Origin of the sequence: Winogradskyella ludwigii (genome assembly GCF_013403985.1) — a bacterium.
GTDB lineage: Bacteria > Bacteroidota > Bacteroidia > Flavobacteriales > Flavobacteriaceae > Winogradskyella > Winogradskyella ludwigii.
In genome coordinates this window covers 523,319-538,976 of the sequence record NZ_JABFDF010000002.1, presented here as the reverse complement: position 1 = coordinate 538,976, position 15,658 = coordinate 523,319, and the positions used below count along the sequence as shown (strand labels likewise).

Annotated in this window: 10 protein-coding genes and 1 tRNA gene; 5 read left to right on the top strand and 6 right to left on the bottom strand. The window is 34.2% G+C overall.

Annotation, left to right across the window (positions count from 1 at the left end; translation table 11 throughout):
- Positions 1-127, top strand: a 127-nt coding sequence (locus HM981_RS08440) for a T9SS type B sorting domain-containing protein (RefSeq protein ID WP_179338332.1), incomplete at its 5' end; no start/stop codon positions are given.
- A gap of 327 nt (positions 128-454) precedes the next feature.
- Here the strand turns inward: HM981_RS08440 and HM981_RS08435 are convergent.
- Together HM981_RS08435 and HM981_RS08430 are read right to left on the bottom strand one after the other, a co-directional pair.
- Complete coding sequence (locus tag HM981_RS08435; RefSeq protein WP_179338331.1) at positions 455-1,978, bottom strand: OmpP1/FadL family transporter; 1,524 nt, start codon at positions 1,976-1,978, stop codon at positions 455-457.
- A 34-nt stretch (positions 1,979-2,012) separates the two neighbouring features.
- A complete protein-coding gene (locus HM981_RS08430; protein WP_179338330.1) occupies positions 2,013-3,059 on the bottom strand; it encodes a hypothetical protein in 1,047 nt (348 codons plus the stop codon).
- A gap of 101 nt (positions 3,060-3,160) precedes the next feature.
- Between HM981_RS08430 and proS the strand changes: the two genes are divergently transcribed.
- The 4 genes from proS to era all read left to right on the top strand — a co-directional run bounded on the left by proS (position 3,161) and on the right by era (position 6,415).
- Entirely contained in the window at positions 3,161-4,639 is a 1,479-nt protein-coding gene (gene proS / locus HM981_RS08425; RefSeq protein ID WP_179338329.1) for a proline--tRNA ligase, read from the top strand.
- A gap of 110 nt (positions 4,640-4,749) precedes the next feature.
- Positions 4,750-4,821 (top strand) — tRNA-Glu (locus HM981_RS08420).
- Between the two features lie 25 nt (positions 4,822-4,846).
- On the top strand, positions 4,847-5,098 hold the full coding sequence (rpsT, locus tag HM981_RS08415; protein ID WP_179338328.1) for a 30S ribosomal protein S20: 252 nt from the start codon (positions 4,847-4,849) through the stop codon (positions 5,096-5,098).
- A 435-nt stretch (positions 5,099-5,533) separates the two neighbouring features.
- Positions 5,534-6,415: a GTPase Era gene (gene era / locus HM981_RS08410; RefSeq protein ID WP_179338327.1), complete on the top strand. Its 882-nt coding sequence runs from the start codon at positions 5,534-5,536 to the stop codon at positions 6,413-6,415.
- Here era and HM981_RS08405 read toward each other — a convergent pair.
- Genes HM981_RS08405 through HM981_RS08390 form a run of 4 tightly spaced genes read right to left on the bottom strand, consistent with a single transcriptional unit; the run spans position 6,406 to position 15,447 of the window.
- Entirely contained in the window at positions 6,406-6,906 is a 501-nt protein-coding gene (locus tag HM981_RS08405; RefSeq protein WP_179338326.1) for a GTP-binding protein, read from the bottom strand. The genes era and HM981_RS08405 overlap by 10 nt on opposite strands.
- Positions 6,907-6,930: 24 nt before the next feature.
- Positions 6,931-8,814, bottom strand: coding sequence for an OmpA family protein (locus HM981_RS08400; protein ID WP_179338325.1), 1,884 nt, complete (start codon positions 8,812-8,814; stop codon positions 6,931-6,933).
- Positions 8,815-8,824: 10 nt separating this feature from the next.
- Positions 8,825-9,763 carry a PorP/SprF family type IX secretion system membrane protein gene (locus HM981_RS08395; protein ID WP_179338324.1) on the bottom strand — a complete coding sequence of 313 codons (939 nt, stop codon included), beginning with the start codon at positions 9,761-9,763 and terminating at the stop codon, positions 8,825-8,827.
- A gap of 2 nt (positions 9,764-9,765) precedes the next feature.
- The gene (locus tag HM981_RS08390) at positions 9,766-15,447 is read right to left on the bottom strand and encodes a gliding motility-associated C-terminal domain-containing protein (RefSeq protein ID WP_179338323.1); all 5,682 of its coding nucleotides are present in this window, start codon (positions 15,445-15,447) and stop codon (positions 9,766-9,768) included.
- Positions 15,448-15,658 lie beyond the last annotated feature (211 nt).

Sequence of the window (15,658 nt, the reverse complement as noted above, 5' to 3'; positions counted from 1 at the left end):
GAACGGAACATTTAATGGTGAAGCAATGCCAACAAGTGACTACTGGTTTACAGTAGAGTATGACGAACCAAACACAATCCCAGGAAAACGTAAAGAATTAAAAGCCCATTTTACCTTGAAACGATAAGGTTGCAATTTAAATAATATAAAAGCCCTGAGTATTTAAAATACTCAGGGCTTTTTATATATAATAATGCTAGTGAATTTGTGTTATTAAAACGTTGCTTAAATTGAAAGAGAAATAATAAGCCTTCTAATTGTATCAATATTTACTAGAACTACTATTATCATTGATTTATTAAAGTCAAAGAGGGTTCATAAAAGTGTTTTATAAGAGACCTTAAATTTTCTTTTAAACGATATATACTAAGAGTGACTATTCTAGTTAGATCGTATTCAATAAAAAAAGCCAGAATACTTAATGTATTCTGGCTTTTTAGTAGTGTTAATTTGCTTATATATTAAATCCTAATGTTAATACAAAGTTTGTGATTTTTGATTCAATTGAAGCCGAGTCTGTAAGTCCAATATTATATAATTGATATTCAACATCTCGTTTTGCTTGGCTAAAAGCAAAATCTAAATTTAGATTTCCAAAATTGTAGCCTAACCCTAAAGAATACCCATTTAAATCACCATAAGAATTATTATCTTCATAAGGGCTTTCTTCAAAACGATAACCTCCTCTAAAGCTAATTTGTTTGTAACGATATTCTCCTCCTACTTTATAAGTTGCAGCAGCGGTTAAATTATTATTAATATCATTATTCAAACTAGAGAAAAGTATGTCTGAAGTAGGTTTGAATTTTGTATTACTGTAATCCTTTAAAGAATAATCAAAACTCAACAAACCCTTTTTGCCAAATACATAAGCTAAACTTGCTGTGATTTTTCCTGGAGTTTGTAACTTGTATTCTTCATATACATTAGTAACGCTGCTAATGTATCCTATTTCTGGATCGGCAATGTTAGAATCAATACCTTGAACTAACTCTTCGCTAATTCTATACCACGTAGGTGAGTTATATGTTAAACCAACCCTTAATTCATTAGTTAACTTTGCAATAGTTCCAAGCTGTACAGAAAAACCACTTCCGGTAGTCGATAGTAAATTTTCAAAAACAAGATTGTTTACTAATGATCCTGTATTAGAATTGGTTTCTCTTAACTGTGTAAATTTTTCATAATCAATAAAATGACTATTCAAGTTTATTCCAAAATATAATTTGTCATCATAATCTGCGGCAAAATTAAATGCAAGTTTACCATTATAGCCTGTTGATGAGTATAAATAATTTTGATTGAAATTACCAGATGCTATGTTTGATAAGTAATTAGTTTCATCATCATTAGTGTTATTATCAGGATTTTCAGGATCTATAATTCCAGACCAATAGCCTAAAAAGGCTTGTTGCATTGCATAACCATTTGTTCTACCTATAGCAGCATAAGCCTGCTCTATATTTTCACCAGGTTGAAGTTTTAAAACTCCAAAAGGGATTTCTACGTTATTAGTAAATGATAGAAAGTAGCTATCTATAGAATTTGTGTTTTGTCCAGAAGCAACCCAATCATCATCAAAATTTGCGGATCGATCATAAGCAACACTTAATGAGAATTTTTTCCACTTTGAGTTTGTATTGATGTTTTCAAAAATAAAAGCAGCACCTAATTGATTTAAATCTACGTTTGAATTAGAAGACGAATTATTTCCACTAAAATAATTAACATCATTTTTATTATTAGTCAAACCTAAGGATATTGAGGCGTGACTATTATTAAATATTGCAGATCCTGCAGGATTAATATTAACACTAGACATATCTCCACCTAAAGCACCAAAAGCTCCACTCATTGCTCTATAACGAGCAGTACCTTCAATTTCGTCCATAGAATATCTAATCGCATCTGTAATATCTTGTGCTTCAATAAAAGGTGTGACTAATAAGCCTATGCTTAGCATAAGTAACTTTTTCATATACAATTTTTTAAGATTATGTGTTTAATAAAGTTTAGCCTCTACTTCGTCTACTACTGCTAGAAGAACCACTAGATCTTGTGCTTCCTGAAGATCTTGTACTACTAGATGATGACCTTGTGCTACTAGATGAAGATCTTGTAGTACTTCCTGAACTAGATCGTACAGATCTCGATGATCTTGTAGCTCTTGTTGGTGTCGATGATCTTGAACTAGATCTAACTGATCGTGTAGAAGTTGGTCTAGTTACTCTATTATTTGAATTTGACCTCGTTGTAGTAGTTGATCGTGAATTTCTAATTGTTCTCGTAGAAGGATTACTAGATCTCACTCCATTACTTGATCTAGTTCTACTTAAAGCTGTTGAGTTAGATAATCTTCGTGTAGAATAGTTTTGTCTTGATAAAGCTGAATTTCCTCGACCACTTAAATTATTGTTATAAAGTAAAGATCCTCTTCTAGAATTACTAAAAGCATATCTATTGTTATTGCGGTAATAGCCATTGTAATTGTTATATCCATAGCCGTAACCAAAACCATTGTTGTAAAACCAAGGAGAGTTATAAGCATAACCATAATAACCTCCATAACCCCAATTATTATATCCTAATGACCAACGATTGTTGAAACCCCAAGGCCTTCCCCAGTTATAATAACCAAATCCACCATTAAACATCCAAGGGTTATTGTATCCGTACCAACCGTTATCTATATAGTTAATTGTAACACTATTGCTGTTTTGCCCCCAACCACCATAAGCTGGTTGTTGTTCTGTAGTGTCTATTGCTTGTTCTGTATAATCACTTTCATAAGAATCGATATTTGTAAAAACTTCAGATTCTTCTTTTATAGCATCAACTTCAGCTGAATTTTCAGAAAAATAATTTTTGTAATAATTAGAGTCGTCAGTAGATGTTGTAACAACCGTTTCTTGAGTTTCGTTTACTGGTTCTTCCGCTGAATATATGCCATCGTTGTCATATCCTGCATATTGAAACGATCCACAAGAAGTTAACACAGTCGCTAAACCAAGTGCAACAAAAAATGGCAATTTTTGGGTAATAATAGTTTTAAATTGCATATCTCTTTTTTTTTATTGTTGAACATAGCAAAAATAGTTAGTTTTGCTAAACTATTTAATACATTTAACATAGGTGCAATTTCTGTGCCAAAACATATAAAATGAGCAAAAATCTTACGAGTAGAGCCGACGATTATTCAAAATGGTATAATGAATTGGTTGTTAAGGCTGATTTAGCAGAAAATTCGGCAGTTAGAGGCTGTATGGTTATAAAACCATATGGTTATGCCATTTGGGAGAAAATGCAAGCAGAATTAGATCGCATGTTTAAAGAGACAGGACATCAAAACGCCTATTTTCCATTATTTGTTCCTAAAAGCTTATTTGAAGCCGAAGAGAAGAATGCAGAAGGTTTTGCTAAGGAGTGTGCTGTTGTAACACATTACCGATTACAAAATGATCCTGATAACCCAGGGAAATTAAGAGTAGATCCTGATGCTAAGCTTGAAGAAGAGTTAGTTGTAAGACCAACTAGTGAAGCTATTATATGGAACACTTATAAAGGGTGGATCCAAAGTTATAGAGATTTGCCAATTTTAATAAATCAATGGGCAAATGTCGTTCGTTGGGAAATGCGAACACGTTTATTTTTACGTACAGCTGAATTTTTATGGCAAGAAGGTCATACAGCTCATGCTACAGAAGCAGAGGCATTGATAGAGGCAGAGCAAATGAATAATGTTTATGCAGAGTTTGCAGAAAATTTTATGGCCATTCCTGTCATTAAAGGAGTAAAAACTGAGAGTGAGCGTTTTGCAGGTGCAATTGAAACGTATTGTATTGAAGCTTTAATGCAAGATGGAAAAGCACTTCAAGCTGGTACATCGCACTTCTTAGGTCAGAACTTCGCAAAAGCATTTGATGTTAAGTTTACAAATAACGAAGGTAAGTTAGATTATGTTTGGGCAACATCTTGGGGCGTTTCTACGAGGTTAGTAGGAGCTTTAATTATGACACATAGTGATGATAAAGGTTTGGTGTTACCTCCAAATTTAGCACCATCGCAAGTGGTTATTGTTCCAATTTTTAAGACTGATGAGCAATTTGAAGCGATTACAGAGAAAGCAGAACAAATAATAAAAGAACTTAAAGCTTTAGGTGTAAGTTGTAAGTTTGATAAGAGAACGACTCACAGACCAGGAGCAAAATTTGCACAGCACGAATTGCAAGGTGTGCCATTACGTATTGCTATTGGACCAAAAGATTTAGAGAATAATACCGTTGAATTGGCAAGACGTGATACATTAACTAAAGAAATTGTTCAGATTGATAATATAGCTTCAACCATTAAAGATCTTTTAGAGTTAATACAAGACGAGTTATTTAAAAAAGCTTTGAATTTTAGAGAGGAACATATCACTGAAGTTGACGATTTAGAAACTTTTAAAAATGTTTTAGAAACAAAAACAGGTTTTATTTCGGCACATTGGGATGGTACAATAGAATCTGAACAAAAGATAAAAGAATTAACAAAAGCAACTATAAGATGCATACCTTCAGATAATAAGCTAGAGGCTGGTAAGTGTATTTATAGTGGGAACCCATCTACACAGCGGGTACTTTTTGCTAAGGCTTATTAATTTTTTAAAAAAAAAACTTAAAAAGTTATTGCAGAAGTTAAAAATAGTTGTAGATTTGCACCCGCAATGGAAACATTGTTAGTTCATTTAAAAGACTAATATTAACAAATGGCCCGTTCGTCTATCGGCTAGGACGCATGGTTTTCATCCATGTAAGAGGGGTTCGATTCCCCTACGGGCTACAATTTTTAATAAGAAAAAAAAACAATGGCAAATCACAAGTCAGCTTTAAAAAGAATTAGAAGTAACGAAAAAAGACGTGTACTTAACAAATACCAGCATAAAACAACTCGTAATGCTATTAAAAAATTACGTGAGTTAACAGATGCTAAAGAGGCACAAACAATGTTACCTTCAGTTATCAGTATGCTAGATAAGTTAGCAAAGAGAAATGTTATTCATGCTAATAAAGCAGGGAATTTAAAATCTCAGTTAACTAAGTATGTTGCAGCGATATAATTATAATTTCTAAGAAATTATTTAAAGTCTTTCCATTTGGAAAGACTTTTTTTTGTTTCTGTATTTTCGGATTAATAAAGATTTGTAGAGTATTCTTTTTTAATAGGATATTAATACACAATTTAGAATGAAGTTTAATGATTCTAATATTTAAGTTATCGTTATTATTCAGTTAGTCGTATCTATTCTAATTTATAGATCAACATAGAATGTCTTAAGGAGTATGGTCGTTCTATTTAAGATTAGTTTATAACGTTAGTCATAAGAATTATTATAGATAGGTTAAGTTAATCTCGGATTGAGAGCTATTGATGAAAGTCCAAATTAGAAGAATTAGAATAACGCAATAGTTATATTTATCAAATAAAAAATTGTAATTTCTTCTTTTACGTGATAATTGATTAAAGATTGTAACTTTGCAATAAATTTAAAAAGATGCACAAAGCAGGTTTTGTAAATATTATAGGTAATCCTAATGTTGGTAAATCCACGTTAATGAATGCATTTATAGGTGAAAAATTATCTATAATCACTTCTAAGGCGCAAACAACAAGACACCGAATTTTAGGGATTGTAAATGGTGAAGATTTTCAGGTGATATTAAGTGATACTCCAGGAATTATTAAACCAGCATACGAGTTGCAAGCTTCTATGATGGATTTTGTAAAGTCGGCTTTTGATGATGCCGATGTTTTAATCTACATGGTTGAAATCGGTGAGAAGGAGCTTAAAGATGAAGCTTTCTTTAATAAGATTACCAATTCTAAAATTCCTGTGCTATTATTGTTGAATAAGATTGACAAATCTAACCAAGAACAGTTGGAAGAGCAATCAGAGTTATGGCAACAAAAAGTGCCTAATGCTGAGTTTTTTCCTATTTCGGCTACTGAAGGGTTTAATATTAAAAACGTTTTTGATAGAATTATAGAATTATTACCAGAATCACCTGCATTTTATCCAAAAGATCAATTAACAGATAAGCCAGAACGTTTTTTTGTAAACGAAGCGATTAGAGAAAAAATCCTTATGCATTACAAAAAAGAAATTCCTTATGCTGTAGAAGTGGATACTGAAGAGTTTTTTGAGGAAGACAACATTATAAGAATGCGATCTGTAATTATGGTTGAGCGTGAAACCCAAAAAGGGATCATTATCGGTCATAAAGGTTCGGCTTTAAAACGTGTTGGAGTAGAAGCACGTAAAGACTTAGAAAAGTTCTTTGGAAAACAAGTGCATTTAGAACTTTATGTAAAGGTGAATAAAAACTGGAGAAGCAATCAGAATCAGTTAAGACGCTTCGGTTACAATCAGAGATAACTGCTTAGCACGTCCTTCATAAAACCTTTTAATTTATGCATTTCAGGCATGCCTTTGGATCTCCCAAGGCGTCCTGCAATATATAGCACAAACCATAGTATAATCATAAATATGGTTAATGCTATCTGTATGGCATAAGAATTATTTAAAGTCACATTGGTATAGGCCCAAACACCAAAGCCTAAAAACAAGCCTGCAACTATAAAATGCATAAACATAAACATGGTCCATACGGTTGGGTTTGGACCAAAAAGACCATGAACTATAGATAGGTCTTCTTTGGCGGCATTAATTTCTAGATGTAATTGTGGTGACCAAAAATGTTGATCTTTTTTAGGGAATTTTATAAAAATGTGGTCATCAATTCTAGATACAATATATGTAGTTTTAGTTGTTTTGGTTTGCTCAAAACTTTGTAGAAGTTTCTCATTATTAGCACTAACCTCAAACTTAAAGCGTGGTCTTAAAACGATTTCATTAGGTAGTGCCATATCAATACTAATATTGAGAAATTTTTATTTCAAAATTAAGAATTCACAACGTCTGTTAATTGAGTACTCTGTTTCGGTACAGTTCTCACCACATGGTACTAATGGCTTAGTTTCACCATAGCCTTTAGAGGTTAAACGCTTTCTTGATATACCATTCTCTACAAGATATTCTAAGGTCGCACGAGCTCTTTTGTCAGATAAGTCTAAATTAAAATCAAATCCAGCTCTAGAATCGGTATGTGCTCCAAGTTGTATTTCCATACGAGGATATTTAGTTAGTAGAGCGACCAAAACGTCTAATGTTTTTGCGGCTTGTGGTTTTATTTCCCATTTAGCAAAATCAAAATATATATTTTCTAATTCAATAAACGTATTACCATCAGCATCATCGGTTACTATTTCTTCAGCATCTTTATAAGACTCTATTTCAAGTTCAATATTAAACTCTATGTTACCTTTATCGTTAGTATCAAAAAATTCAATTTGTGGAATGTATTTTGGTTGAAAACCTTCAACAGAATATTTTTGACTCGGTTTTGTTGGAAGCATATATCTACCATCTTCACCTACGACCTGTTCAGCGATAACATTGCCATCTTTATCAAATAAGGTAACCGTTGTAAAAGGTAAAATTTCACCAGTAACTTTGTCTGTAACTACACCTTCAATATAATAGGTTCTTTCGTTTTCAATACGTTTAAATGTATAGATGTTATCCAAACCAGATCTATTAGAGGATATATAGCCTGTATTTACAGAATCTATCACCACAAAAGCAAAATCGTCTTTTTCACTATTTATCGATTCACCTAAATTGAGCGCGTCTAAAAATTCATTATTGCTAACACTACTCGCAAATAGGTCTAAACCACCAAAGCCATGTTTACCATTAGAAGAGAAATATAGCGTGCTGTCAGTGGCGATAAAAGGAAATTGTTCTCTACGTTTTGTATTAACATTTTCACCTAAGTTAATTGGAGCTCCAAAGCTATTATCGTCAAATACATCTACATAGAATACATCAAAAGAGCCTATTGAACTAGGCATATCACTTGAAAAGTATAATCTACTTTCATCATTATTTAACGCAGGATGCATTGTAGAATACGTGTCACTAGAAAACGAAACAGCTTCTACATTTGTCCATTCATTATCTATTAGCTCTGCCATAAATATACTAACAACGGCTACTTTTGTAGAATCTAAATCAATTCGTTTTTTTAGATTTCTAGAAAAGTACATTGTTTTACCGTCTTTAGTAAATACAGCGCTACTTTCATGTTGAGTAGGAATATTTATCTTTTTATTTAATGGCTGAACACTATCTAATGTAATTTTATCACCTGTAGAAACTTTTGCTTCATATAAGTCTAAATAAGGTTTACCATTCCATTTATAATTTGGGTTTTTTATGTTTTTTGTTGAAGCAAAAACAATTTTGTCTTCATTAAGTCCAACTCCAAAACTAGAGCCTCCAACATCTTTGGTTAGATTTTCTAATTCATAATTATAAGGAACTATACGTTCTAATAAAGACCTGAAGTTTTTAGTATTAATTGAATCTTTTAAATAAAGTGTAGAAATCTCGTCTGCTTCTTCATAATTTTTAATGCCTTTTAACACATCAAAGTATTTGAAGTAGAAAGAATCTGACAATCCTGCGTCAATTTTTAAATCATAAACTTGTTTGTAGGCCTTGTGTGCATTTTCAAATTCTGAATTATAATAATAACAATCACCTAGTTTTTCGAGATTAGCAACTGTTTTTGGAAGTTGAGCATAAATTTCTGCAGCATCAATATATGCGCGATTTTCATACAGTTTGTCTGCTTTACTTTTCGATTGAGAAAAACAAAGCGTAACTGTTGTTAAAGTGACTAATACAATATATAGTTTAAACGTTTTCATTTGTTTTCAATTAGAAAAATCTTGGAGATTTATCGTAGCCTTTGCCAAATTTATCAATGTTAAATAATAAAAATATTTCGTGAGAGCCAGAATTAAATCGACCTAAATTAGAAAGTGTATGATCGTAAGCGTAACCAATGCTTACTGTGCTTGACATAGAAAAATTAACGATTCCACTAACTGAATCATCTAATCGATATGAGGCTCCAAATTCTACCTTATCATAAACTAAGACGTTTGCTGTGATATCTAATGATAGAGGTGATCCTCCAACATATTTAGTCATAAAAGCTGGTTTAAATTTAAAATTTTCACCAAAGTTGAAGACATAGCCACCAGTTAAAAAGAAGTGCATATTTTCTGAGGCTTCAGAAACAAGACCGCTATCTTCTTTAAGGTGTTTTGTTTGTAATAAATTGGGAACTGACAGTCCTAAATAATAGTCCTCTGTAAAATAATATAAACCCGCTCCTATATTAGGAAAGGTTCTATTTATGTTTTCAGCGAAAGCAGGATCAGGTAATGGATCGGAATATACAAAACCATTAAAATCGGTGCTAAAAAATGTTGCACCAGCTTTGATACCAAAAGACAATTTTGAATTATCGCTTACAGGAAGTACATAAGCAATATCTGCATAAACACTAGATTGTTTTACAACGTCTCCTATTTCGTCATGAACAATTGATAATCCACCTTCGATACGGTTTTTGATTTTAGTATGAGCAAAGAATGTTCCTGTCGTTGGTCCACCAACGGATCTTGTCCATTGCGATCGGTAAAGTAGGCCTGCGCTAATGGTAGATTCGTCATCAGTAGCATAAGCAGGATTCATCACACTCATATTATACATATATTGTGTGTATTGTGGATCTTGTTGTGCATGAGAAACAAACCCTAAAATTAGAGTCATAATCACAATGCTATATTTTGTTATCTTACTTGTCATTATTATCTATTTAAATAGACTCTTCCTTGTTGTGCCTCTCGCTCTCCATCATTAAATTCTAGAACATAAAAATAAACACCTGCAGGAAGCTTTGTATCGTTTTTCTTCGAAGTTCCATCCCATTTTGCTGAGCCTAATCCTCCTTCATAAAGAATATTTCCATATCTATTATATACCGTTAGCTTAAAATTAGGATACAGATCATCAATCCATAAAATATCAAACACGTCATTTATTCCATCATTGTTCGGGGAAAAGCCATCAGGTATTAATAGTTCTCCAATACAAGGATTTAGAATAATTGTCACTTCTAAACGCTCTCTACTTTCACAGCCAAATTCTGATCTAATGGCACCATAATAAACACCTCCATCTTGTAAAATTTCAGAATTATCTAAAGCATTACCATCAACAAGTGCATCATACCAAAAAACTAATTCTTCATCAACAATATTATTTGATAAGTCTTCTAATGTCGGGTTATCAGTTTCACAAAACTCGTTACCACCTGAGATAATTTCAGGTGTTGATATATCTTCAACATTGATCTTAAGTGCTGCAACATTTGATGTATCTGCGCTACAATCTTGACCTAAAACAAATAATTCATTTAGTGTTAAAATAGTTAAATCTGGATTTTGTAATAACTCTATAGGAACTGTAAAAGAAGCATTCCCATCGATTATTGTAATAGCTATAGTATTTACAGAATTATTAGCCTGCGTAAGCTCATATACAATAGAATAATCACCATCTATTAATTGATTGGCTCCTGTTATATTAATGATGACATCATCATCTGTACCAAGACAAACATTATCGGTGTTTTCCTTAGATAAAACTAATCCAGTAACATCTGGAAGGTCTATAATGGTAACGGTTACATCCGCAGAACTTGTAATATTACAATCTGTTGATATAACAGTATATGTGTAAATGCCAGCAGTATCTGTTAATGGATCAAAAATGCCTGTGCCACTTGCAAGTGCAGGAGTCCAGGTTCCATCTGCATCAGGAGAATCACCAAGACTATCGAATAAATCTACAGAATCAATTTCATTAGAACATAGTAAAAGTGTATCGTCGCTACCTGCATTTGGTGGTGCTAATATGGTAACTGAAACAGAAGCCACTGCTTCAGGACAAGAAGATGTACTGTCTGAAACCGTATATGTATATGTGCCTACAATATCAATACTTGGGTCAAACATTCCTGTTCCACTTGTTAATGCAGGTGTCCATAAGCCACCTGATTGTGGAGTTCCACCAAGACTATCAAATAAATCAGTGGCTACATCATTACTACAGAATTCAATGGAACCATCAGTTCCAGCGTCATTAGCTGTTGAAATTAAAACGGTTACTATAGCAGAGCTGCTACCACATGTATTGCTTAAAGAATAGGTGTAATTTCCTGCAGCATCAATAGTTGGATCAAAAATTCCTGTGCCACTATTTAAAGCAGGTGTCCAAATCCCTCCAGTATCAGGTGCACCACTAAGTCCACTAATTAAATCTACAGAACCTAAATTTGAGCATAAATCTAAAGTTCCATCATTTCCTGCATTAGGTTCTTGTAAAACAGAGACATTAACAATTGCAGTAGCATCAGGGCAAGTTGCGCTGGCACTAGAAATAGTATAGGTGTATAGTCCTGAGGGATCAATACTAGGATCAAACATTCCAGTTCCGCTTGTTAGAGTAGGAGTCCATGTTCCGCCAATATCAGGTGTTCCTTCTAAGCTATTAAATAAATCTACTATTGTATCGGTATTACAAAGTTCGATAGTGCCATCCATTCCTGCATCGTTTGTATCTGAAAAAGATACAGCCACAGTAGCTGAATTAGTGCCACATGAGTTGCTTAACGTGTAAGTATAAGTTCCTTCAGCGTCTACGTTAGGATCAAATATTCCTGTACCACTATTTAGAGAAGGAGTCCAAATCCCACCAGTTTCAGGCGTACCAGAAAGACTTTCAAATAAATTTGTTATCGCTGTAGAGTTACATAAATTTAATGAACCGTCGTTACCAGCATCAGGGCTTTGTAAAACAGAAACCGTAACCGCTGCTGTAGCATCTGGGCATGTTGCGCTAGCACTAGAAATGGTATAGGTATATATACCAGAACCATCAATACTAGGATCAAAAGTATCACTTCCACTCGCAAGTGCAGGAGTCCATGTTCCTCCAACATCAGGAGTTCCTCCTAAGCTATTAAATAAATTGAAAGCGGGTTCAGTATTACAAAGTTCAATTGCCTCATCAGTTCCAGCATCATTTGTATCCGAAAATGAAACTATTACAGTAGCCGAATTAGTACCACATGAATTGCTTAAAGTATACGTGTAAATGCCTTCTGCATCTATATTAGGATCTAAAACTCCAGTTCCACTATTTAAAGTTGGTGTCCAAGTACCTCCTGTTTCAGGTGTTCCTCCAAGGCTTTCAAATAAATTGACAGTATCTGTAGAGTTACATAAATTTAAGGATCCGTCGTTTCCAACATCAGGGCCTTGTAAAACAGAAACTGTAACAACTGCAGTTGCATCAGGGCAAGTTGCGCTAGCACTAGAAATAGTATAGGTATATAGTCCTGAAGGATCAATACTAGGATCAAACATTCCTGTTCCACTTGTTAACGTAGGAGTCCATGTTCCACCAATATCAGGAGTTCCTCCTAAGCTATTAAATAAATCTACTATGGCATCAGTACTACAAAAGTCAATAGAGCCATCCGTTCCAGCATCATTTGTGTTTGAAAAGGAAACAGCTACAGTGGCGGAATTAGTACCACATGAATTATTTAAAGTATAGGTGTAAATTCCTTCAGCGTCTGTATTAGGATCAAAAAGTCCAGTACCACTATTTAATGTTGGAGTCCAAGTTCCTCCTGATTCAGGATTTCCGGAGAGACTGTCGAATAAATTGACGGTATTTGTTGAATTACATAAATTGAGTACACCATCATTTCCAGCATCAGGTCCTTGTATAATTGAAACTTCAATTGTAGCAGAATCATCAGGACAAAGCGTTGCACTATTTAAAACGGTATACGTATATGAACCTGCAGTATCTATTGTGGGATCAAAAATTCCGGTACCACTAGTAAGTGTCGGAGTCCAAGTTCCTCCATTATCAGGATTTCCTCCAAGACTATCAAATAAGTTTATAATTGTAGTATCTGTACTGCAAAATTCAACTGTGCCATCTGTTCCTGCGCTATTGGCATCTGTAGAGGTAACCGTAACTTCCGCAGCGCTACTTCCACAGATTGAAGTTATTGTGTAAGTGTAAATTCCATCAGCATCTATATTCGGATTAAAAACACCAGTACCACTCGCTAATGTAGGAGACCAAGTACCTCCTAGTTGAGGATTTCCGTTTAAGCTATTAAATAAATTGACTGTATTTGTAAGACTACAAAGAGTTAATGTGCTATCTGTGCCAGCGTCAGGTGATATTTCTATTGAAACTTCAACTGTTGCTGAATCATCTGAACATGACCCTATTCCAGAAATTGTATAGGTGTAGGTGTCTGCTGCATCAATAGAAGGATCAAAAACTCCTGTTCCACTTGCTAATGCTGGAGACCAAATTCCTCCTGATTGAGGTGAACCTCCAAGGCTGTCAAAAAGATTAATAGTGCCATCCTCAGTACAAATGATAACAGTTCCATTAAGCCCAGCATTAGAGAATGGATTGAGTGTAATTGTAATAGTTGCAGTAGCATCGGCACAAGGATTTGTTCCTATTACAGTATATGTGTAGGTGTCATTTAAATCAACTAAAGGGTCATAAATTCCTGATCCACTAGCAAGAGCAGGCGACCAAGTTCCTCCAATTTCTGGAGTACCATCAAGATTTTCGAATAAATTAATAATTCCTTCATTACTACAGATTTCAATTTCAGCGCTTATTCCAGCGTCTGGTTCCTGTATGAATACCACATTAACATCGGCTGATGCATCTGGACAAGGCGTTATGCCTGATACTGTATATGTATAAATGCCAACAGTATCAATTGAAGGGTCAAAAACTCCAGTGCCACTATTAAGAGCAGGAAACCAAGTACCACCACCATCAGGAGTACCTCCAAGACTATTAAGTAAGTTAAATGTATTTGAGTCGTTACTGCAAATTTCTAAGGTGCCATTTGAACCCGGATTTGGTAATGGGTTTATGTTAACGTTAACTGTTGCAGATTCATCAGGGCAAGGAGTATTCCCTGCGAATGAATATGTAAAAATCCCAGGACTATCAACAGAAGGGTCAAAAATATTAGTTCCACTGTTTAGTGCTGGTGACCATATACCTCCAAGGTCTGGCGTGCCACCTAAACTATTAAAAAGATTTATAGTTCCTACGTTATCGCATATATCTATACTGGCATTCTCGCCAGCATCTTTATATGGAGTTACAGAAACTGTAACTGTAGCGGTTTCATCAATACAAGGAGCCGTGCCACTAACGGTGTATGTATAAATACCGTCAGCGTCTACTGCTGGATTGAATTCGCCTGTACCACTTGCAAGAGTTGGAGACCAAATTCCTCCGATGTCAGGAGTGTTACCTAAGCTTAAAAATAAATCTATAACGTCACTAGTGCTACATAAATCTATAGCTCCATCAGTTCCTGCATTTGGTTTAGGTGTTATGTTTACAGTAACAATTGCAGATTCATCTGGGCAACTATTATTAGAATTTACAGTATAAGTATACTCGCCAGCTAGATCTATAGAAGGATCAAAAATACCTGTTCCACTATTTAATGTTGGTGTCCAAAACCCTCCAGTATCAGGTAGGCCTCCAAGTTCTAGAAATAAATCGATAGAAGAACTAATATTAGTTTCGCAGAGATCTAACAAGCTATCTTCACCTGCGTTTGGGGCGATATCTAACATCACTAAAACAGGGAATCTTCCTGTACTTTCGCACGGAGGATCTAAAGATGTTGCATAATATGTTTGCCCATTAATTAATGGAGTAGAAGGAGATAGTGCTAAGGCTGAAAATAAAGAGATATACCAGTTGTTCGTGCCACTCGCAACTAAATCTCCTATTGTAGGAGTAACACTTGGATTTACACAAAATTGTTGAATAGAATCACCAGTTGGAATAGGCGTAGAGCCAACAATAACTAAAACGGAAAGCCTTGATGTTCTACAGCTTCCGTCAGGACTAGCTTGATCTGCGTAATATAAGGTGTTATCCATTAACACGTCTGTGTCATTTAACGCCGTGCCTCCAGAAGAAGATAAGTACCATTGCACATCGTTTCCTGTTGCTTCTAAATCACTTACTGTCGCTAAAGATGAATCGTCTAGACATACACCTTGAAAATTACTACCAGTTGGAGGGCCAAATATAATAATGTCTACACGAGATCTTGTGCCGCATGTTCCCGTACTGTCGTCTGCATAATAGTCCTCTCCGTTAATTAGGTTTTCTGAATTTGATAAAGGCACTGTTGAAGTAGCAGTAGCATACCAAAATACTCCACCACCAGAATCTGTAGCTTGTAGGTCTCCTACAAGTAAAGATTCTATATCACATAGCGTTTGTGTATTATTAGTTACAATTGGGCATTGTGCATTCACAGTAGTGAATCCACTAATAATTGATGTAAGAAGAAATGCTATAAGTATAGGATAACTTTTAAAACTGTACTTTTTGGCTTTCATTAAAAAAATTTAAAATAATTACTTTTCCTTGAAATTGTTGCCATGGATTAAGAACAGCAAGTTCAAAAATAAAATTATCGCTTGCAGCATTGAAAGATTGAGGGAAAACAAATATATGTAAATAGCCCTTACATAACAAAATTAATACCTACAGTTTTATAGCATTTTTAAATCCTATAAGAATCAGTTGAAACTAGACTGTAATATGCAT